Source organism: Clostridium taeniosporum (genome assembly GCF_001735765.2).
In the GTDB taxonomy this organism is placed as follows: domain Bacteria; phylum Bacillota; class Clostridia; order Clostridiales; family Clostridiaceae; genus Clostridium; species Clostridium taeniosporum.
In genome coordinates this window covers 2,408,748-2,429,705 of record NZ_CP017253.2, presented here as the reverse complement: position 1 = coordinate 2,429,705, position 20,958 = coordinate 2,408,748, and the positions used below count along the sequence as shown (strand labels likewise).

Annotated in this window: 20 protein-coding genes and 1 pseudogene; 18 read left to right on the top strand and 3 right to left on the bottom strand. The window is 26.3% G+C overall.

Annotated features, from left to right (window positions below; genetic code table 11):
- The 14 genes from thrB (at position 1) to BGI42_RS11080 (ending at position 13,490) form a co-directional block, all read left to right on the top strand.
- Entirely contained in the window at positions 1 to 897 is an 897-nt protein-coding gene (gene thrB / locus BGI42_RS11145) for a homoserine kinase (RefSeq protein WP_069680373.1), read from the top strand.
- Positions 897 to 1,334 carry an ACT domain-containing protein gene (locus tag BGI42_RS11140; RefSeq protein WP_069680372.1) on the top strand — a complete coding sequence of 146 codons (438 nt, stop codon included), beginning with the start codon at positions 897 to 899 and terminating at the stop codon, positions 1,332 to 1,334. Before thrB ends, BGI42_RS11140 begins: the two co-directional genes overlap by 1 nt.
- A 238-nt stretch (positions 1,335 to 1,572) precedes the next feature.
- Positions 1,573 to 2,718: a cysteine desulfurase family protein gene (locus BGI42_RS11135; protein WP_069680371.1), complete on the top strand. Its 1,146-nt coding sequence runs from the start codon at positions 1,573 to 1,575 to the stop codon at positions 2,716 to 2,718.
- A complete protein-coding gene (gene thiI, locus BGI42_RS11130) occupies positions 2,718 to 3,875 on the top strand; it encodes a tRNA uracil 4-sulfurtransferase ThiI (RefSeq protein WP_069680370.1) in 1,158 nt (385 codons plus the stop codon). Before BGI42_RS11135 ends, thiI begins: the two co-directional genes overlap by 1 nt.
- A gap of 190 nt (positions 3,876 to 4,065) precedes the next feature.
- Positions 4,066 to 4,272: a hypothetical protein gene (locus BGI42_RS11125; protein ID WP_069680369.1), complete on the top strand. Its 207-nt coding sequence runs from the start codon at positions 4,066 to 4,068 to the stop codon at positions 4,270 to 4,272.
- 98 nt (positions 4,273 to 4,370) lie between these two features.
- Positions 4,371 to 5,177: a hypothetical protein gene (locus tag BGI42_RS11120; protein ID WP_069680368.1), complete on the top strand. Its 807-nt coding sequence runs from the start codon at positions 4,371 to 4,373 to the stop codon at positions 5,175 to 5,177.
- 92 nt (positions 5,178 to 5,269) lie between these two features.
- A complete protein-coding gene (gene tig / locus BGI42_RS11115) occupies positions 5,270 to 6,553 on the top strand; it encodes a trigger factor (RefSeq protein ID WP_069680367.1) in 1,284 nt (427 codons plus the stop codon).
- A 159-nt stretch (positions 6,554 to 6,712) separates the two neighbouring features.
- A complete protein-coding gene (gene clpP / locus BGI42_RS11110) occupies positions 6,713 to 7,312 on the top strand; it encodes an ATP-dependent Clp endopeptidase proteolytic subunit ClpP (RefSeq protein WP_069680366.1) in 600 nt (199 codons plus the stop codon).
- A 39-nt stretch (positions 7,313 to 7,351) separates the two neighbouring features.
- Complete coding sequence (gene clpX, locus BGI42_RS11105; protein ID WP_069680365.1) at positions 7,352 to 8,641, top strand: ATP-dependent Clp protease ATP-binding subunit ClpX; 1,290 nt, start codon at positions 7,352 to 7,354, stop codon at positions 8,639 to 8,641.
- A 278-nt stretch (positions 8,642 to 8,919) separates the two neighbouring features.
- Entirely contained in the window at positions 8,920 to 11,253 is a 2,334-nt protein-coding gene (lon, locus tag BGI42_RS11100) for an endopeptidase La (RefSeq protein ID WP_069680364.1), read from the top strand.
- On the top strand, positions 11,243 to 11,839 hold the full coding sequence (gene yihA / locus BGI42_RS11095) for a ribosome biogenesis GTP-binding protein YihA/YsxC (protein ID WP_069680363.1): 597 nt from the start codon (positions 11,243 to 11,245) through the stop codon (positions 11,837 to 11,839). The genes lon and yihA overlap by 11 nt, the downstream gene beginning before the upstream one ends.
- Positions 11,840 to 12,022: 183 nt before the next feature.
- Entirely contained in the window at positions 12,023 to 12,493 is a 471-nt protein-coding gene (locus BGI42_RS11090; protein ID WP_069680362.1) for a hypothetical protein, read from the top strand.
- A 30-nt stretch (positions 12,494 to 12,523) separates the two neighbouring features.
- Positions 12,524 to 12,790, top strand: a complete 267-nt coding sequence (locus tag BGI42_RS11085) for a hypothetical protein (RefSeq protein WP_069680361.1) — start codon at positions 12,524 to 12,526, stop codon at positions 12,788 to 12,790.
- 112 nt (positions 12,791 to 12,902) lie between these two features.
- A complete protein-coding gene (locus tag BGI42_RS11080) occupies positions 12,903 to 13,490 on the top strand; it encodes a hypothetical protein (RefSeq protein ID WP_069680360.1) in 588 nt (195 codons plus the stop codon).
- A gap of 321 nt (positions 13,491 to 13,811) precedes the next feature.
- Here the strand turns inward: BGI42_RS11080 and BGI42_RS11075 are convergent, their stop codons facing one another.
- Both BGI42_RS11075 and perR read right to left on the bottom strand, forming a co-directional pair.
- Positions 13,812 to 14,708: a hypothetical protein gene (locus tag BGI42_RS11075; protein ID WP_069680359.1), complete on the bottom strand. Its 897-nt coding sequence runs from the start codon at positions 14,706 to 14,708 to the stop codon at positions 13,812 to 13,814.
- 113 nt (positions 14,709 to 14,821) lie between these two features.
- On the bottom strand, positions 14,822 to 15,232 hold the full coding sequence (gene perR / locus BGI42_RS11070; RefSeq protein WP_069681077.1) for a transcriptional regulator PerR: 411 nt from the start codon (positions 15,230 to 15,232) through the stop codon (positions 14,822 to 14,824).
- Positions 15,233 to 15,522: 290 nt separating this feature from the next.
- Between perR and BGI42_RS11065 the strand changes: the two genes are divergently transcribed.
- From BGI42_RS11065 to BGI42_RS11055, 3 genes are all read left to right on the top strand, one after another.
- Positions 15,523 to 15,840 (top strand): hypothetical protein, encoded by a 318-nt coding sequence (locus tag BGI42_RS11065; RefSeq protein WP_069680358.1) that lies wholly within the window; start codon positions 15,523 to 15,525, stop codon positions 15,838 to 15,840.
- A 237-nt stretch (positions 15,841 to 16,077) separates the two neighbouring features.
- On the top strand, positions 16,078 to 16,395 hold the full coding sequence (locus tag BGI42_RS11060; protein WP_069680357.1) for a hypothetical protein: 318 nt from the start codon (positions 16,078 to 16,080) through the stop codon (positions 16,393 to 16,395).
- Positions 16,396 to 16,647: 252 nt separating this feature from the next.
- Positions 16,648 to 16,854 carry a hypothetical protein gene (locus BGI42_RS11055; RefSeq protein WP_069680356.1) on the top strand — a complete coding sequence of 69 codons (207 nt, stop codon included), beginning with the start codon at positions 16,648 to 16,650 and terminating at the stop codon, positions 16,852 to 16,854.
- A 78-nt stretch (positions 16,855 to 16,932) separates the two neighbouring features.
- Here the strand turns inward: BGI42_RS11055 and BGI42_RS11050 are convergent, their stop codons facing one another.
- The gene (locus BGI42_RS11050; RefSeq protein WP_069680355.1) at positions 16,933 to 18,411 is read right to left on the bottom strand and encodes a nicotinate phosphoribosyltransferase; all 1,479 of its coding nucleotides are present in this window, start codon (positions 18,409 to 18,411) and stop codon (positions 16,933 to 16,935) included.
- 181 nt (positions 18,412 to 18,592) lie between these two features.
- Between BGI42_RS11050 and BGI42_RS11045 the strand changes: the two are divergent.
- Positions 18,593 to 20,598: pseudogene (locus BGI42_RS11045) on the top strand (ATP-dependent helicase).
- The last annotated feature ends 360 nt before the right edge of the window (positions 20,599 to 20,958 follow it).

Below are 20,958 nucleotides of genomic sequence, written 5' to 3'. Positions count from 1 at the left end.
ATGATTAAAGTTAAAGTACCAGCTACATCTGCTAATATGGGACCGGGTTTTGATTCTATAGGAATGGCAGTGAAATTGTATAATGAATTTGCTTTTGATGAAGCAAATGATGGATTAAATTTTAATGGAATACCAAAAGAATTTTGTAATGAAGATAATATAATATATAAGGCTATGAAGTATTGTTTTGATAAAGCAGGATATAGATTTAAGGGGCTTACTATATCTGTGCTTAATCAACATATACCTATATCAAGAGGTCTCGGAAGTAGTTCCAGCTGTATAATTGGGGGCTTAGTTGGAGCTAATGAAATTATAAAAGGAAAATTTTCTAAGGATGAATTACTAGAAATGGCTGTTGAAATAGAAGGTCATCCGGATAATGTTGCACCAGCTTTATTTGGGGGAATAGTTGTTGCAATAGATGAAGATAACAAAACCTTATATAATAAAATAGAAATTAAAGATAAAGTTAAATTTGTAACGATAATACCTGATTTTAGATTATCTACTGAAGAAGCAAGAAAAGTTCTTCCAAAACAAATTTCTAGAGCTGATGGAATTTATAATATTGGTAGAGCAGCTTTAATGTTTTCTTGCTTTTTTACGGATAGATATGATTTAATAAGAAGTGCTTGTAATGATGCACTTCATCAAAATTATAGAAAACAGTTGATACCTCACTTTGATGAAGTTTATAATAAATGTTATGAACTAGGAGCATTAGGTTGTTATTTAAGTGGAGCAGGACCAACTATTATGGCTATAATCGATAATGGGGCTGATGGCTTTAGCAATAGTATTAAGCAATATTTGAAAAACCAAAATATAAAATGGGAAGTTTTTGAATTACAAGCAGATAACAAAGGGGCTGTTGTAATAAAAGGAGATTGTTGATGAAAGGAAATTACTTAGTTATAGACAAAAGAGTTTTACCGGATGTTTATGAAAAAGTTATTTTTGCTCAGAAGCTATTAAAAGATGGCAAGGTCAAGGAAATTACTGAAGCTACTAAAATAGCAGGAATAAGTAGAAGTGTATATTATAAGTATAAAGATTATATATTTGATTTTGCAGAAACGTCTCAAGGCAAAAAAGTAACTTTTAATTTAATTGTTAAAGATGAAACAGGAGTTTTATCTGGAATAATAAATTATATTTCAGAACAAGGTGGGAATATCTTAACTATAAATCAAGGTATACCTATAAATGGTATAGCTAATATAAGTGTCACAATTGATATGTCTACATTAATAGGAGATATAAAAACACTTTTAAATGGTTTGTCAGAAATACCAAATGTTAAAAAGATAGAATTTGTAGCAATGGAATAAATTTAAAAGTTATATGATAAAAACAATCTTAATAAAAATAGCTAAATTTAAATTATTATTAATTTAAATTTAGCTATTTTTTGTTATAAGAAATAAAATAATATGTTTAGCACAAAATATACAGAGAAAATTTATTATGATATCCATATAATTTAATTAAAAAGAGTTTTTTAATTGCAGATAATTATATTATAAAAATTATGAATTAATACATTTTATGAAAGGAAAAAATATTTTGATGGAGATTTATTTTGATAATAGTGCAACTACAAAACCTTTAGATAAAGTTGTTGAAGAAGTAGTTAGTGGGATGAAAGAATATTACGGTAATCCTTCTTCTCTTCATAATTTAGGATTAAAAAGTGAAAAGAAACTTAAACAATGTAGAGAAATTCTAGCACAAACAATAAATTCTGATGAAAATGAAATATATTTTAATTCTGGTGGGAGTGAAGGTAATAATCAAATACTTAAAAGCATTTTAAAAAAAGGAACACATTTAATAACTACACCATTTGAACATAGTTCAATTTTAAATACAATAAAGAAATTAGAGAAACAGGGAATAAAAATAACACATCTCAAGATAGATAATAAAGGAAAGGTAGATTTAGAGCATCTTAAAAATTCTATAACTAAAGAAACGGTTCTTATATCAATAATGCATGTTAATAATGAATTTGGCATAATACAGGATTTAAGTAAAATAGGCAGCGTAATAAAACAAATTAGTAATAGAGCTAAGTTTCATGTAGATGCAGTTCAAAGTTATGGAAAACTTAAATTAGATGTAAAGAAAATGAATATAGATTTTCTAACAGCTAGCAGTCATAAATTTCATGGACCAAAAGGGTGTGGATTTATATATATAAAAAAACCCAACATATTAAATCCATTAATCGAGGGTGGAGAACAAGAATTTGGAATAAGAGCTGGTACTCAAAATATACCAGGAATTATGGGGATGACAATAGCTGCTAAAATAGCAAATGATAATTTACTTGATAATTATAATAAAGTTTATAAAATAAAACAAAGATTTATAGAAAAAATATGTTCATTTAAAAATATTAGAATTAATAGCTTATTAAATGATGAGTTTTCACCGTATATATTAAATGTATCTTTTAAAGGTGTTAGAGGGGAAGTATTATTACACTTTTTAGAACAGGAAAATATATATGTATCTACAGGTTCAGCATGTTCCTCAAAAGCAAGAATAAATAAGGGGAGTTATGTTTTAAAGGCTCTAAATTTAACACAAGATGAGATTATGGGGGGAATTAGGTTTTCATTTTCAAAAGATAATACTGAAGAGGAAGTAGATTGTGTTATCGATATTTTGGAAAAAGGTCTTAGATTTTTAAGGAGAGTGAATAGATAGTGGGAAAATTAATTTTAGTTAAATATGCTCCAGAAATATTTTTAAAAGGTCTTAATAGAAATAAATTTGAAAAGAAATTAAGAGATAATATAGGAAAAAGGTTAGAAGGAATAGAAATTGAATTCATACAAGATAGTGGGAGATATTTCATAAAAACTGATAAAATAGATAAAAGTGTAAAAAAATTAAGTAATGTTTTTGGTGTATCAGAAGTAGCAGTGGTAGATGTTTTAGAAATAGATATAGATTCTATAAAAAAGGTAGCTCTTGAGAAAATTAATAACTTGTTAGGTAAGACTTTTAAAGTAAATACTAATAGAGCAAATAAGAATTTTCAAGGGAATTCTACAGATATATCAAGAGATATAGGTGCTTATATATTAAATAATTGTGAGAAAGAAATAAGTGTGGATGTAAAATCACCTGATGTTTTAATAAATGTTGAGATACGAAATAAAAATGCATATGTATGGTCAAATAAAGATATAAAAAAAGGTGAAGCAGGTCTTCCATATGGGATGAATGGTAGTACAATGCTTATGTTATCAGGAGGGATAGATTCTCCAGTAGCAGGATATCTTATGGCTAAAAGAGGAGTTGAGCTAAACTGTGTTTATTATCATAGCCATCCATATACATCTGAAAGAGCAAAAGATAAGGTAAAGGATTTAGCCAAAATTTTAGCTTCGTATACTGAAAAAATAACTTTATATATTGTTCCATTTACAGAAATTCAAATGCAGATATTAGATAAGTGTAGAGAAGATGAACTTACAATAATAATGAGAAGGTTTATGATGAGGGTTGCATGCAAAATAGCAGAAAAAAAGGAAATTCAATCAGTAACAACAGGAGAAAGTATAGGGCAGGTTGCAAGTCAAACTATGGAAGGTCTTATAGTAAGTAATGATTGTGCAGATAGACCTGTCTTCAGACCTTTAATTGCAATGGATAAAACAGATATAATGGATATAGCAAGAAAAATAGAAACTTATGAAACATCAATTCAACCATATGAGGATTGCTGTACTATATTTGTTCCTAAACATCCTAAAACAAAACCAAGAGTTGATCTAATAAGGGAAGAAGAAAGTAATTTAAATGTTGATGAACTTGTAAAAAAAGCTATTAATGATATGGAGATTATTGTTTACTAATACCAAGTTATGATTTAGTATTAAATATTTTTAATTTTAACATTACTTTATCTAAAGATATCATTAACTTAAAATATATAGAAGTATATCTTTTAGATATTTATTTTTGGTATAATAAATTAAATATAAATTTATTAGTGTATAAATATATTGAATATAACGATACAATTAATTAGGAGAAATAAAAAATATGATAGAAATAAAAAAAGAAGACTTATTAAAAAACACTCCAGATTATGAGGATTATTCAGAAAATATATATAATCTATCATTAGAAGAACTTAGAGAAATTGGAATTTTAAGATGTGGTGGATGTTGTAGTAAAAAAAAGAATTCTGATAAATGTAAAGAATGTACTGGATGTGGAAAGAATAAGTGTAGTAAGAATAAATTATAAAGAAAATATTAAATATGACTTAATGAGTAGATTTGGATTAAATAATAATATATAATTAATTTGGTTAGTTATAATATATAGATTTTGGAGGGAAAGTTTTGGCTAAACCAAGTATTTTTAGTAGAGAATATGAAAAACGCATGAAAAAAAGAAGAAGAAATTTTCTAATAATATTTATAATAATAGGTATAGGTATTATTATATCAACAGTTAAAATTTTAAATAATGTTACAGATTATTCAGCTGTAAAGCAAAAGATACAGGCATGGATAGACAGCGATTCAAGTCAGAATAAAGAAGAAAATTTACCAAAAGAAGAGTCTAATCAAGTAAAACAAGTAAAAAAAGAACCAGAACTTCCTAAATCAGAAGAAGAATTTTTTGAAATAACTTTAAAGAATGGTCAAAAGGTGAAAGCCACATATATTAATGAGAATGGAGAGTCTAAATTTAAGGGATTAGAGTCTGAAGAACAAGGATTGGTATATGATATTAGTCCTTCAAGAAAAAAATTATTAATATTAGAGAATGATCAAAGTATTAAATTATATAATGTTGATGGTACTTCTAAACTTGTGTCAAAGGAAGAATATAAATCATCAAAGGGAGATATTTTCACAAAAGAAGCAATTCTTATGAATAACCCTCAATATTTATGGAATTATAATCCTAAATTTGTTAATGATGATATGATAGTTTTTGTTAGTAATAGACCATATTTTGGAACAGCAGCAACAAAACAATATTTATGGATGACTAATTTAAATGATAATAGTGATATAGTACAGTGGGATTTAGCAGCAAAAAAAATAGAAATTGCTGAATATGAAGAAAAAGGAATAAAAATTGCTGTAGATGGTAATATTTATTACATAGATATAAATGGTAATATCGTTAAACAGTAATATTTATATAAATAATTTGATAAGAAACAGGGATTTATGGTATAATAACCTAGTTAAATTAGATGTATACTATTTTAGGAGGAATTAATAAAATGGAAGCTAAAGTTGAAAAGATAGAAACAAATGTGGTTAAGTTAGAAATAAAAGTTGAAGCAGAAAAATTCGATGCCGCATTAACTAAAGCATATAATAAAAATAAAGGTAGATATAACGTACCAGGATTCAGAAAAGGAAAAGTTCCAATGGCAATACTAAAGAAAATGTATGGCATTGAAATTTTCTATGATGATGCTGTTAATATAGCTATAGATGAAAGTTATAATGAAGCATTAAAAACAGAAGACATTAGACCAGTAGATTATCCAAAGGTTGATATTGTTGAAATTGGAGAAGGTAAAGAGCTTGTTTATACAGCGACTGTTACTACATATCCAGAAGTAGAACTAGGAGAATATAAAGGATTAGATATTAAGAAGCCTTCATATGAAGTAGCAGAAGATGAAGTTGAAAAGCAAATAAAAGAAATGCAATCTAAAAATGCAAGAATAGAAACTAAAGAAGATGGAACTATAGCTGATGGAAACATAGCTGTAATTGACTTCAAAGGATTTATAGATGGAGAAGCATTTGAAGGTGGAGAAGGTACTGATTATCCATTAGAAATAGGTTCAGGTACATTTATTGATAATTTTGAAGAACAATTAGTTGGTTTATCTATAGGAGATAAGAAGGAAATTAATGTTACTTTCCCAGAAAACTATGGTAAAGAAGAATTAAATAATAAAGCAGCAATGTTTGAAGTAACTATAAAAGGAATCAAAGTTAAGGAATTACCAGAATTAGATGATGAATTCGCTCAAGAAGTATCTGAATTTGATACATTAGCAGAATTAAAAGAAAATATAAAGAAAAGATTAGAAGAATCTAATGGTGAAAGAGCTGAAAGAGAATTTGAAGAAGCGGTTTTAACTTCAATAATTGAAACTTCAAAAATGGATCTTCCAGAAGTAATGTTAACAAAAGAAATAGATTCTATGATGAAAGATCTTGAATCAAGATTAAAATATCAAGGTTTAAGCTTAGATCAATATATGGAATTCACAGGAAATACAATAGAAAAAATGAGAGAATTCATGAAAGAAAATGCTGAAAGAAAGGTTAAGGCTGACATAATTCTTGAAGCAATAGCTAAAGTTGAAGATGTAAAAGTAACTGACGAACAATTAAATGAAAGAGCATTAGAATTAGGTAGAATGTATGGACCTAAGGATCCTAAGAAGATGGCTAACATTTTATTAAAAGCTCAAAAAGGTATGGTTGAAAAAGATATAATTATAGAAAATACTCTTAAATTAATAAAGGAATCTTGCAAATAGTAAAAGATTATACAACTTTATAGTTTGAAAAATAATTGCCAGAAGTATTTCTGGCAATTATTTCAAATTTATAATTAACATTTTGGGTATTTTTTTATATAATTTATATAAGATAAGAATTAATTTGAAATATTGTTATATGAAAAAGGAGGGAATTATATGAGTTTAGTTCCAATGGTTGTAGAACAAACAAGTAGAGGAGAACGTTCTTACGATATATTTTCTAGATTATTAAAAGAAAGAATAATTATGTTAAGTGGAGAAGTAAATGATGACTCTTCTAATTTAATAGTATCACAATTATTATTCTTAGAAAGTGAAGATCCAGATAAGGATATATATATATATATAAATAGTCCAGGAGGTTCAATAACTGCTGGTATGGCTATATATGATACTATGCAATATATAAAACCAGATGTTTGTACTATATGTGTAGGTATGGCGGCTTCTATGGGAGCATTTTTATTATCTAGTGGTGCAGAAGGTAAAAGATATGCTTTGCCAAATTCAGAGATAATGATTCACCAACCACTTGGTGGATTCCAAGGTCAAGCAACAGATATTCAAATACATGCTAACAGGATAATAAAAATTAAAGAATCTTTAAATAGGATTTTAAGTGAAAATACAAAGCAACCTTTAGATGTTATTGAAGCTGATGTTGAAAGAGATAATTTTATGACTGCAGATGAAGCTAAGGCATATGGATTAGTAGATAAAGTAATAACTAAGAATGAAACAGGAAAAGATAAATAAGATTATAATTTAATTTATTGTACTAAGTGAGGTGAATATATGGCTAAATATGATGAAAAGAAACAGTTAAAGTGTTCATTTTGTGGAAAAACTCAGGATCAAGTAAAAAGATTAATAGCTGGTCCAGGGGTATATATATGTGATGAATGTATAGATTTATGTTCAGAAATTATAGCAGATGAATTTGAAGAAACTGTTGAATTCGATACAAAAAGTGTACCTAAACCTAATGAAATAAAAGAATATTTAGATTCTTATGTAATTGGTCAAGAAAGAGCTAAAAAGTCTTTGTCAGTAGCTGTTTACAATCATTACAAAAGAATTAATACAAAAAAACAGGATTCAGATGTTGAGCTATCAAAGAGTAATATATTACTATTAGGACCAACAGGATCTGGTAAAACATTATTAGCTCAAACTCTTGCTAAATTCTTGAATGTTCCATTTGCAATAGCAGATGCTACTACATTAACAGAAGCAGGGTATGTTGGAGAAGATGTTGAAAATATACTTCTTAAATTAATACAAAATGCTGATTATGATGTTGAAAAAGCAGAAAGAGGTATTATCTATATAGATGAAATAGATAAAATTGCAAGAAAATCTGAGAATCCTTCAATAACTAGAGATGTATCTGGTGAAGGCGTTCAACAAGCATTATTAAAAATATTAGAAGGAACTACTGCTTCAGTACCACCACAAGGAGGAAGAAAGCATCCACACCAAGAATTTATTCAAATAAATACATCTAACATATTATTTATTTGCGGTGGTGCTTTTGATGGTGTTGATAAAATAATAGAAAATAGAACTAGAAAAAGTTCTATGGGATTTGGTGCTGAAATTCAAGGGAAACATGAAAAAGACATTGGTAAACTTCTGAAGGAAATAATGCCAGGAGATTTACTTAAGTTTGGATTGATTCCTGAGTTTATTGGAAGATTACCTATTTTGGTAACATTAGAATCCCTAGATAAGGATGCACTAATAAATATCTTAACTAAACCAAAAAATGCTCTTGTAAAACAATACAAGAAGTTATTTGAATTAGATGATGTTGAACTTGAATTTAATAATGAAGCATTAACATCTATTGCTCAAGAAGCCATAGAAAGAAAAACAGGCGCTAGAGGTTTAAGAGCTATTATAGAAGAAATGATGACAGAAATAATGTATGAGATACCTTCAGATGAGCAAATAACAAAAGTTGTTATAACTGAAGAATGTATTAAGAACAAGGAAAATCCGAAAGTAGAGAAATTACCAGAAGGTAAAACAAGAGGAACCTTAGCATCTAATAGAGTTAAAAAAGATATTGAATCAGCTTAATTTTAATACTGATATCTGTTTAAGATATCAGTATTTTTATTCTTAACGCAAAAAATAATTTACTATGGTATAATAACATAATAAATTAAAAGTTAATATTAAAGTTTGTATTAACAGTAAAACTAGAAATGCACTAAAGAATAATTTATAATAATGATGTTTAGGGTTAGTTATAATAAGTTTATTGTATATACTAATCCTAATTTATGTATATTTATTGAAATATACACTTAATGTGTGTATACTAAATGAAGTAATTAAGATGGAGGGGCGTTTGAATGGCAAAAAATTTATATACACTTCCGTTAATACCTTTAAGAGGTTTAACTATTTTTCCAAATGTAGTAGCACATTTTGATGTAGGAAGAAAAAAATCAATAGCTGCAATTGAAGAAGCTATGTTAAATAATGAAGAAATTTTTCTTATTCCTCAAAAGGATTCTGAAATAGAGGATCCAGAGAGGGAAGATATATATAATGTAGGAACACTTTGTAAAATAAAACAAATTCTTAAGATGTCAGATAAGACAATTAGAGTTCTTGTTGAAGGTATGGAAAGAGGAAGTCTAGTTGAATATATAGCGGATGAAGAAGATTATATAAAAGGTTCTGTAGAAATACTAGAAGTTAACATAGAAATAAATCAAGAAATCGAAGCTTATATAAAGTTATTAGAAAAAGATTTTGTGAATTTAGTTAGTTTAGCAGGTGATAATTATTTAGAGATTGTAAAGTTAGCAGAACCATTGGAAGATCCAAGTGGATTTGTAGATATAGTAGCTTCTTATGCTATTGAAGATGATGATAAAAAACAAGAAGCATTAGAAACAATCGATCTAAATAAAAGAATAGAATTAGTTGTAGAACAAGTTAAAATAGAAACAGATATATTAAAAATTCAGAATAAACTTTCTAAAAAAGTAAAAAAACATATCGATGAAGAACAAAAACAATTTTATCTTAGGGAACAACTAAAGGCAATTCAAGAAGAATTGGGAATAGATGATGAAGAAAAGAAAGAATTAGATAAATATGAAACGTTACTTAGTAAAACAAAGATTCCAAAGCAAGTCAAAGAAAAAGTAAAATATGAATTAAGTAGACTTAAAAGTATGCCTTCATCTTCTTCAGAAGGAAATCTAATAAGATCATATTTAGATTGGGTATTTAATATACCATGGAATAAAAAAACTAAAGAAAATATAGATGTAAAAAAAGCTAAAGACGTATTAGATAATGAGCATTATGGACTAGAGGATGTAAAGGATAGAATAGTAGAATATTTAGCTGTAAAACAAATAAGCAAAAGTTCTAAAGGTCCTATCTTATGTTTAGTTGGTCCTCCAGGTGTAGGAAAAACATCAATAGCTAAATCAATAGCTAATTCTACTAATAGAAAATATGCAAGAATATCTCTTGGTGGAATGAAAGATGAAGCAGAAATTAGAGGGCATAGAAAAACTTATGTTGGAGCTATACCAGGAAGAATAGCTTATGCATTAAAAGAAGCTAAAACTATGAATCCATTAATATTATTTGATGAAATCGACAAAATAAGTTCAAGTTATAAAGGAGAACCATCTGATGCACTTCTAGAAGTTTTAGATAGTGAACAAAATAAAACTTTTAGAGATAATTATTTAGAGCTTGATATAGATTTATCAAAAGTTATGTTTATAGCTACTGCAAATTCTTTAGAAACTATTCCTAGACCTTTATTAGATAGAATGGAAATAATAGAAGTATCAGGATATACTTATGAAGAAAAATTGAACATAGCTAAAAATCATTTAATATTAAAAGTACTTGATGAAATAGGAATTAGTTCTGATAAGATAGAATTCAAAGATGAAGCAATTAATGAAATAATAGAAGGATATACTAGAGAATCTGGTGTTCGTAGCCTTTCAAGAAATTTAAATTCTATAATAAGAAAAGCTTTAGCCAGAATGTTAGAAGAAAATTTAAATAATATAATAATTGATAAAAATATGGTAGAAAAACTTTTGGGTAAGAGAAAGTTTGAATTTGATAAAATAGATAAAGAAGATAAGATTGGTGTAGTTACTGGAATGGCATGGACTGCATATGGTGGAGATACATTGCCAGTAGAAGTAATGGCTATGAAAGGAAGCGGAAAGTTAGAGCTTACAGGAAAACTAGGTGATGTGATGAAAGAATCTGCAAAAGCAGCTTATAGTTATGTTAGGGCTAATGCAGATAAGTTTAAAATAGAAGAAAACTTTTATAAAAATAAGGATATTCACATACATGCACCAGAGGGAGCGATTCCTAAAGATGGGCCATCAGCTGGAATAACTATGGTTACAGCTCTAGTGTCAGCACTATCAGGCAAGAAAGTTAAACACAATGTAGCAATGACTGGTGAAGTTACTTTAACTGGTAGAGTTGTTCCTATAGGAGGATTAAAAGAAAAATCATTGGCAGCATTTAGAGCTGGTATAGATACTATAATAATTCCAAAAGAAAATGAGAAAGATATAGAAAAGATACCAAATTCAATAAGAGAAAAATTAAATATTATACCTGTAAGGCAAGTAAATGAGGTATTAAAAAATGCACTAATTGGAGAGGATACTAATGAGAATTAAACAATCAGAATTTATTATTTCGGCTGTAAAGCCACATCAATACCCAGTAGATAATAGAAATGAAGTTGCATTTGTAGGTAGATCAAATGTTGGAAAAAGTTCAATAATAAACTCTTTAACTAATAGAAAAAAATTAGCAAAAGTAAGTGGAACACCTGGAAAGACAAGATTAATAAACTTTTTCCTAATAAATAATGATTTTTATTTAGTTGATTTACCTGGATATGGATATGCAAAAGTATCAAAAAGTGAAAAGGACAGTTGGGGAAAAACTGTTGAAACATATTTATCATATAGGGAACAACTAAAAAGAATAGTTTGTCTTGTAGATTCAAGACATAAGCCAACTAGTGATGATATCATGATGTATGAATGGGCTAAACATTTTGGGTATGATGTAGTTGTTGTGGCCACAAAAAGTGATAAACTTAAAAATTCTGAATTAAAAAAAAGTGAAAAAGTAATTAGAGATACTTTAAAATTAACAAAAGATGATAAATTATATTTTTATTCATCATTAAATAAAAAAGGAACAGATGAGTTAATTGACAAGCTTTTTTTAGAATTTGCAACAGATACTGATTAAATATACCTAGATAATATATTTATATAGGAATTAAGATTAAAATTTAATAGGTAAAAGAGTTAAAACTCCACCAAAATTAATTTTTTTGTTGGAGTTTTATTTTATTTTAAAAATAGTGTCAAATTAAATATTAGTGAATAGTATATAGTATCAAGAATAAAAAATTTCCAAGGAGGAATATATATGGAGATGAATGATATCCTAAATGGCTTAAATTCATGTGATGATAATTGTTGCGATTCAGAAGCTAACAATAATTGTTGTTTTGGAAATAACATTGGAGGAAATCCAGGATTCAATCCAGGTAATGGCTGTGGTGGATTTGGCACAAATTGTGGATTAGGTAGCTGGATTTGGATTTTATTAATATTATTCTATTGTGGATGTGGCTGCGGAGGTAATGGCTTGTTAGGTGGCGGAACTATGGGTAACAACTGTTGTGTATGCTGTGAACGTCCAAAGAAAGAAAAGGAATGCTGTTGTTGCTGCTGTAATAAAGCAGGAAATGCATATAACGGTGGATTGCTAGGAAACTGTAGTGCATATTTATTCTTATTAGTAATTCTATTCCTTTGTAATGGATGGGGTGGAAATAATACAGGATGTGGTGGAGTAAGCCCATTTTCATCAAATTTAGGTAATTGTTGTTGCTAGAATCTAAATTTTTAGGAAGGAGAGGTATATATGTCTAAAAAGAAGAATAAATGTTGCTGTGAAAAGAAAATGGATGAATATTGTTGCATGCCTTGTTGCACAAACAATAATGCCGGAACTGGATTCTTAGGTGGAGGTTGTGGTGTAGCACCAATTATATTCTTATTAATAGCATGTGGATCAGGGTTATTAAACTGTAATTCATCATATTTAATTATCTTACTATTTATATTGTTTGGTGGATGTTTCTTCAATTCAGGAAATAAAGATTGCGGAAATACTTGCTGCTGTTGCTAGATAGTGGATGGAGGGCTTATTTAAGCCCTCCAAAAAAATGCTTAAAAATATAAACACATTTATTGCATTATACATATATTAAATTAGGAGAATTATAATTGGAGGATTTTTAATGGCTAAACATAAACGTAAAGAAAAACAGCCAATTGATAATAACATGGGTAGCAATAATTTTAGAAATAATAATGCCAATCCGTTTGGAATAGATCCTGTTCAGTTAATGAATATGTTAGGTGGTAATTTTGATATAAATAGTCTTTTGGCATCTATGAATATGGACGGATTAAATTTAGCAAGTTTAGCACCATTAGCAAATATGGCAGGAATAAACTTAGGTAATTTAAATCAAAGAAACATGAATATGAACAATATGATGAATGATATGAATAACACAAATAACATGAATATGAATTCGATGAATGGAAATAACAACATAAACAATATGAATAATTCTGCAAATGATTTCGAAAGTATGTCTAATTTTGATGATCCACCTAATGGAGTGAATTTGCACGAAAAAAACATAAATGATAAGAAGAGAAAAAAATCTAACAATCATCATAAAAAAGGAATAGAAATTGAAGAGGATAGTAATTTAGAAATGCTTATATCGTTAAAGGGGTTTGTTCATCCAGAAAAAGTGAATTTTATAGATAAAATAATAGATTTATACAAAGATGGAGCATTTAAAGATATTTAAATTACTATGTATAACAATGAGAAATGTTGTTAATAATACTAATGTAGTGGAGAAGATATTCTCCAAAAGCTTAATAAAAAGTTTGTTTTTTATTAAGCTCCCCCCATCCCCCTTTTAGGCCGCAATAGCGGCCTTTTTATTTTTAGAAAATTATATCGTTGAAAAAACTGTGTATAACTTATAAAATACTGTATTTTAAAGATATTATGAGTATCCCCAAAGAACAAAAAATAATCATATGCCGCAGTATTATTCCTGCACTACGTTTGGAAAGGGTGTAGGGCTAAAAAATCTATCTTTCACAGTAGTTTAGTGATTTTTTTACTTGATTTTTTTAAATGATGAAATTCTAAAAGAATTATCCCCTAAATTAGAATCAATATAAAAAATCACTTCACTTTTATCACCTTCTTCTCCTTTTAATTTGTTTTTTTCAAAAGTCAATCTCCATTTTAGAGAAGTTGGATTATTAAAATTATCCCATTCATAATCATAAAAAAATGCATCTTGAAAAGAATATGAATTATTTTCTTTATCTAAATTCCAAAGAGTAACTAAGTCATTGCTGTCGATTTTAGATGAAAATATATCAGGCAAATCATCTAGCTCATATGGTGTTTCTATTAATCTAATAAAATTGTTAATATTGTTTAAAGAAGGTATTATAGAAGAATCTCTTGTTGTATCTAAATATTCATTATTTACTATCATAAAACTATTTAAAGAAGAATTTCCTTTTGATGCTGATAATGAAAAACATTGAGGAGTTTTATTGTTTTTTGAATTTAGTATTCCAAAGATGTTTTTATCACTTGAATAAAGATTGTGAAAATCTCCATCTTTCCAAGAAAATATATAACATATACTTTTATTTCCTTTTATACCTTGTAAAATAATTTCAGGTTTTAAATCTCTAGAAAGATCATAGAGATAAATTTTTGGAGACCAATGATTATTTAGAGAAAATAGTGTGTTATCATTAATTTTGTTTGATAAATAGGTATTACTATTATTGTGAGAAATATTTAAATCAATGGTATTATCTTTTTTTATAAATTCTAAATGTTCATTTTTACCGTCAGAAGTTAAATCAATATCCATATTTTTATTTAAATCTGTAGGAGCAATTGTTTGCATAGAAGCAGTATTTTTTATAAAAATAATAGTTGAGAGTACAACCATTAATAATAATAAAGTTAGAAAAAAATTTTTTTTCATTATGTATCACCTCAATTAAATTATATGTACATAATATTTTTTTAATTCTAAAATAAAAAAATATACTTAATTTATTAAATAATAAATTAAGTATATAAAAATTAATTAGAATTTTATTTTCGACAATCTTTACAGTATCCATAAAAATAAACTCTATTATAAGAAACTGTATATTCAGAGTGCTCTTCAGCTAATTTATTAAGATTATCTAAATTTAAATCATCAAAATCATCAATTCTTCCACAAGTTAAACATTGTATATGAGGGTGAGAATTAGCATTTCTATCATATCTAAAATTACCTTCACCTACATTAATTTCTTGAATAAGTCCTACATCAACTAAAGTTCTAAGTGTCTTATATACTGTAGCTAAACTCATGGTTGGATATTGTTCATGAATAGCTTTATATATAATTTCAGCAGAAGGATGTGATGTAGTGCTCAATAAATAATTGTATACAGCTAATCTTTGTGGTGTTAATTTAAGCTTTTTTTCTTTGAAAATTGAAGCTATTTCACTAATTGTAAACACCTCCGTCTATTAATATATTTAGATTATATATTAATAATTATTGTAAGTCAATAATTATTATAAACCAATTATTGTTATTACTTAATAACGCTATAAGTAGTAGTAATTATTAAATAATAAGAAATACTTATAAAACATGTATAAAAAATATAATATTATAAATATTTTGTAATTTATCTATTGTATACTTTAGTAAACTCTGCTAAAATATAAGTAGGACGAGTTGTTAATTAATTAACAATCTATTTCTAGATTATGTATAAATAAAGGAGGAGTACAATATGGCAAAATATAAAGTTGGAGACGAGTTAATAATAGTTACTGATCCTAATAAAGAAATGGAAAAATTAAAAGAGTTAACTTGCTTAAAAATAGATGGAGATTTTGCACAAATATCATGGGGTGTAAAGATTTTAGATGTAGAGTATGATAAGCCTAATGTAACATTGACATATATAAATTTTAAAGGTGAAGAAAATAAAGTATTTGCAATATGCAAGGATGTAGAAAATTTTGATAAAGAAAAAGTATTAGAAAAAGCATTATTAAAAGCATTTCAAAATGAAATAATAAATATAACAGTTGATAAAAATAGTTAGTTTTATAAAACTTATAATATATTTAATAATAGCTTTAAAGTGAAAAAACTTTAATTTATTATATTGGGAGAAAATCTTCCATAAAGTAAATTAATGTTTTTTCACTTTTTTGTTTTATTGTATATAATATATGATATAATGATAAAAATCAAATAATATAATATAATTTATACATTTTGTTAATTAATTAACGTTGAGTATAAAATTATTTATAATTAAACATAAGGAGGAAAATTTATGGCAAAATACAAAGTTGGAGATGAGTTAATTATAATAGCAGATCCAAACAAAGAAGTTAAAAAAATAAAAGAATTAAATAAGTTAAATATAGAGGATGATTTTGCACAAATATCTTGGGGGATAAAAGTTATAGATGTAAAATATGATAAGCCAAATGTAACTTTGACTTATATGAATATCCAAGGTGAGACTAATAAAGTATTTGCTATATGTAAGGATATAAAAAATTTTGATAAAGAAAAAGTGTTAGAAAAAGCATTGCTAAAGGCATTTCAAAATGAAATTATAAATATAACAGTAAATAAAAATAATTAAAATTAAAAGGGGCTGTTGCGAAATGATTAAATTTTAATCAGGAGCGACGCTCCTTTTCGATTTAAATCAATAAATCTCCCAATAATTAAAATAGTATATAAATTATTGGCTATATCATTAAGATTTAATGATATAGCTTTTTGCTTTGTATAACATAAAAATATGTAAATATTCTAAAAAACTTTATTTTTGTTATATTTTATAATATAATGATTTTAATGGTAATATTTTTTTGAAAAAGGGTGTGAGTTTATGGGTAAATGTCCATTTTGGTCAAGTTCTAAAGAATATCATGAATGTTATGATTCTTGTCCAATGTTATTAAATGGCATTGAAGAAGATGGACAATGTGTTTTTAAAGAATATTTATTATTAAATAGAATAAATTTTAAAGATATGATAAAAGAAGATTATAGTTTTATAAAAAAATCTATTTATAATGATAAAACTAGTTATTAATAAAAAAACATCCTAAAATGAATATAGGATGTTTTTTTATTAAACTTATTTATATAAATAAAGCGTTTATTGATCTGATTATTCTTGAGTTTCATATGATTTCGTATATTTATGAAGAAGAGAGTGCTTTAATGACCATAAATTTTCAGATAAATCTACATAATAGTTATGAGGATTTTCAAATCTAAGAACTTCTGGCCATAATTTATCTGTTTCAATCTTAGCAAAATCTCTTATGTCTAATACACTTGGTGAATTATAAATACAGTTACCATTATTAAATAATTGAACTTGAAGTTCTTTAGTATAGTAATTAGTTAATTTTTTTCTTTTCCAAGTATGAACAGGATCAAAAATAGTTAATGGTTTACTTTCATTTATATGTTCATTTTTTAAAGCAATTAAATCAGCTAAAGCTTTATGTGATGATTTATCAAAAATTCTAATGATTTTTTTAAAACCAGGATTTGTTATTTTTTCATCATTTTCACTTATCTTGATTTTGGGAATAAGATCATTATCATTTTCTATTGCTACTAATTTATATACACCACCAAATACTGGTTCTGATTTTGCAGTTATTAATCTTTCACCAACACCAAATGAGTCTACACAAGCACCTTGATCTATAACATCTCGAATTATATGTTCATCTAAGGAATTAGAAACTACTATCTTACAATCTTCATATCCAGCTTCATCTAGCATTTTTCTACATTGTTTAGTTAAATAAGTTATATCACCAGAATCTATTCTAATACCAGTAGGTCTTTTGCCGAGAGGTTTTAAAATCTCATCAAAAACTTTTATTGCATTAGGAATACCAGATTTTATAACATTATAAGTATCTATTAATAATAAACAATTATCAGGATAAAGTTCAGCCCAAGACTTAAAAGCTTCATATTCATTATCAAATAACTGAACCCAACTATGAGCCATTGTACCTATAGCTGGAATATTAAACATTTTATCTGATATAGTACATGCTGTTGAGTCACACCCTCCAATTATTGCAGCTCTAGCTCCATAGATAGCTCCATCATATCCTTGAGCTCTTCTAGAACCAAATTCCATTACTGGACGATTTCCAGCCGCTCTACAAATTCTATTAGCTTTTGTTGCTATGAGAGTCTGGTGATTAATAGTTAAAAGTATCATTGTTTCTACAAGTTGAGCTTGAATCACAGGTCCTTTTACTGTTACTAATGGTTCATTTGGAAATACAGGATTTCCTTCTGGAACAGCCCAAACATCGCAATTAAATTTAAAATCTTTTAAGTATTTAAGAAAATCTTCTGAAAAAATATTTTTGTTTTTTAAATATATTATATCGTCATCAGTAAATCTTAAATTATTTAAATACTCTATTAGTTGTTCTACTCCAGCCATGATGCAATAGCCACCACCATCTGGAACCCTTCTAAAAAACATATCAAAATATGCAATTTTGTTTTGGAGATTTTTATTTAAATAACCATTCCCCATAGTTAATTCATAAAAATCTACTAACATTGTAAGATTTCTTTCATTTCTAATATTAAATTTATTTTCCATTAATAGTCTCCTTTAAGTAAAATCCACAATACTATAATTAAGTTATTTTCTATAGTTTGTGAAAGTATAGATAAAAGTATATAATAAAATTATTGTACATCTATAATATAATTATTACAATATAGTTATTTGTGGTTAGTATATAATAATTTAGCAAACAAATATAAGGAAGAGGAAGTAAATGTATAATCTAGATATATATCAAAACAATGCAGTGGTAACTAATGATAAAAATGCATTAATTATTGCAGCACCTGGATCAGGTAAAACTACTGTAATAATTAATAGAATATACTATTTAGTTAATAAATTAAAAATTAGTAATGGTAGAATAATAGTACTTACTTTTACTAAAGCAGCAGCAAAAAATATGAAGGAAAGATATGAAAGTAAATTTGAACAAAACATATCACCATTCTTTGGCACATTTCATGGTCTCTTTTATAAAATTCTCTTAAGGGTAGGTAGAAAAATAGATATAATTGATGGAAGTATTATAAATAAACTTATAAATAAGGTTTTAAAAAAATATTTTGATGATGTTAATGAAGATAAAATAAAGGAAGTCTTAAACAATATATCCTTATATAAAACTGCAAGAGTAAGTATTGGAACATTTAAGCCATCCATTTCTAGAGAAATATTTGAAGATGCTTTAGAGAGTTATGAACATTATAAAAAGAAAATGGAAAGATGGATTTTGATGATTTAGCAATAGAAACTTTGGAATTGCTTCAAAATAATGAGAAAGCATTAATTTATTATAGAAGATTATTTAAGTATATTTTGGTTGATGAATTTCAGGATTGTGATGAACTACAGGTAGAATTTTTGAAATTAATAAATGATGGTGAAGATAATTTTTTATTTGCAGTAGGAGATGAAGATCAATGTATTTATTCATTTAGAGGTTCAAAACCTATGTACATGGTTACATTTGATAAAATATTTAATGATGGTAAAAAACATTATCTATCTATTAATTATAGAAGTAAACATAATATAGTTGAAAAATCTAAAGAATTAATAAAATTTAATAAAGAGAGGAATAACAAAAAAATATTATCAAATAAAAAAGATAATGGAATTATTAAATTTTATACACCATATAATGAAAAATCTCAGGGAGAAATTTTGGTTGATTTAATTAAAAGAGAAAAGAAATACAATGTAGATTATGAGAAAAATGCTATTTTATATAGAACTAATATGGAAGCGATGAGTGTAATAGATTGTTTTACTAAAAGTAATATTCCATTTAAATTACTAGATAAACAATATAATTTTTTCGAACATTTTATATGTAAAGATTTAATTGCCTATCTAAAATTTTCTGTAAATCCTTTTGATAAAGAAAGTTTTCTTAAGATTATTAATAAACCATTTAGATATATAAGCAAACATAATGTGGATTATGTAAAAAGCTATGTAATACAGGAAAATCCAATAGATATTTTAATAAGCAAAGATGATACACCACCTTTTCAAAAAAAGAAACTTGATGAATTAAAAAAAGATTTTAATTATTTAAATAGAATTTCTTTAGGTTCAGCTATTTCTTATATAGTTATGGACTTAGAGTATATAGATCATTTAAAATCTTATTGTGAAAAGTTTAGCCAAAGTTTAGATGATTTAGAAGATGTTATTGAAGAATTTAAATTATCAGCAGAAGGCTTTAAAAATATATTTGATTTTTTAGCTCATATTGAAAATATAAAAGAGGAGATAGAGGTAAGTAAAAATAAAAACAAAAGAGAAGGGGTAATACTTAGTACTATTCATGGTGTAAAGGGTATGGAGTTTAAAAATGTATATCTTATAAATTGCAATGAAGATACTATGCCACATTCTTCTAGCAAGGAAGAAAATTTAGAAGAGGAAAGAAGACTTTTTTATGTTGGAATAACAAGAGCTATAGAGAACCTTTATTTATTTGCACCTAGAAATAGAAGAGGACAATTTAAAGAAATATCTAGATTTATAAGTGAAGCGAGATTTGATAGATTGCCTAAGGATACTTATGGATATAAAGTAGATGATAATATAAGTCAAAAGACTTATGGATTAGGAAAAATAACTACTATTGATGAAGATAAAGTCACTATAAATTTCAATGATGGTATTATAAGGAGCTTTTCTCTAAAAGTACTAGTAGAGAATAATTTAATTGAAAAGGTTGTTTAATACTCATATAAGAAGGGTTTTATGTTAATTTATAGAATATAGTACTTTGAATAAACATTTATTTATTATAATAATAGAGATAAGGTGATTATATTATGAATGTTAAAATGTGGCTTATTATATTAGTTATAGCAACTGTTATACTTATTGCTGTTGGAAAGATGATAAATCCAAAAGAACAAAGAGAAAAATATAAAAAAAGAAGATAAAATAGCATAAAAATGAAGTTTTAAACTTCATTTTTATGCTATTTTTATTAAATGTATAGTATAATTATTTAGATAATAAAGAAATTGTAAAAATTAAGATTAATTGAATGTAATTAGATTATAATATATAATTTATAATGTGTTTAAGCGG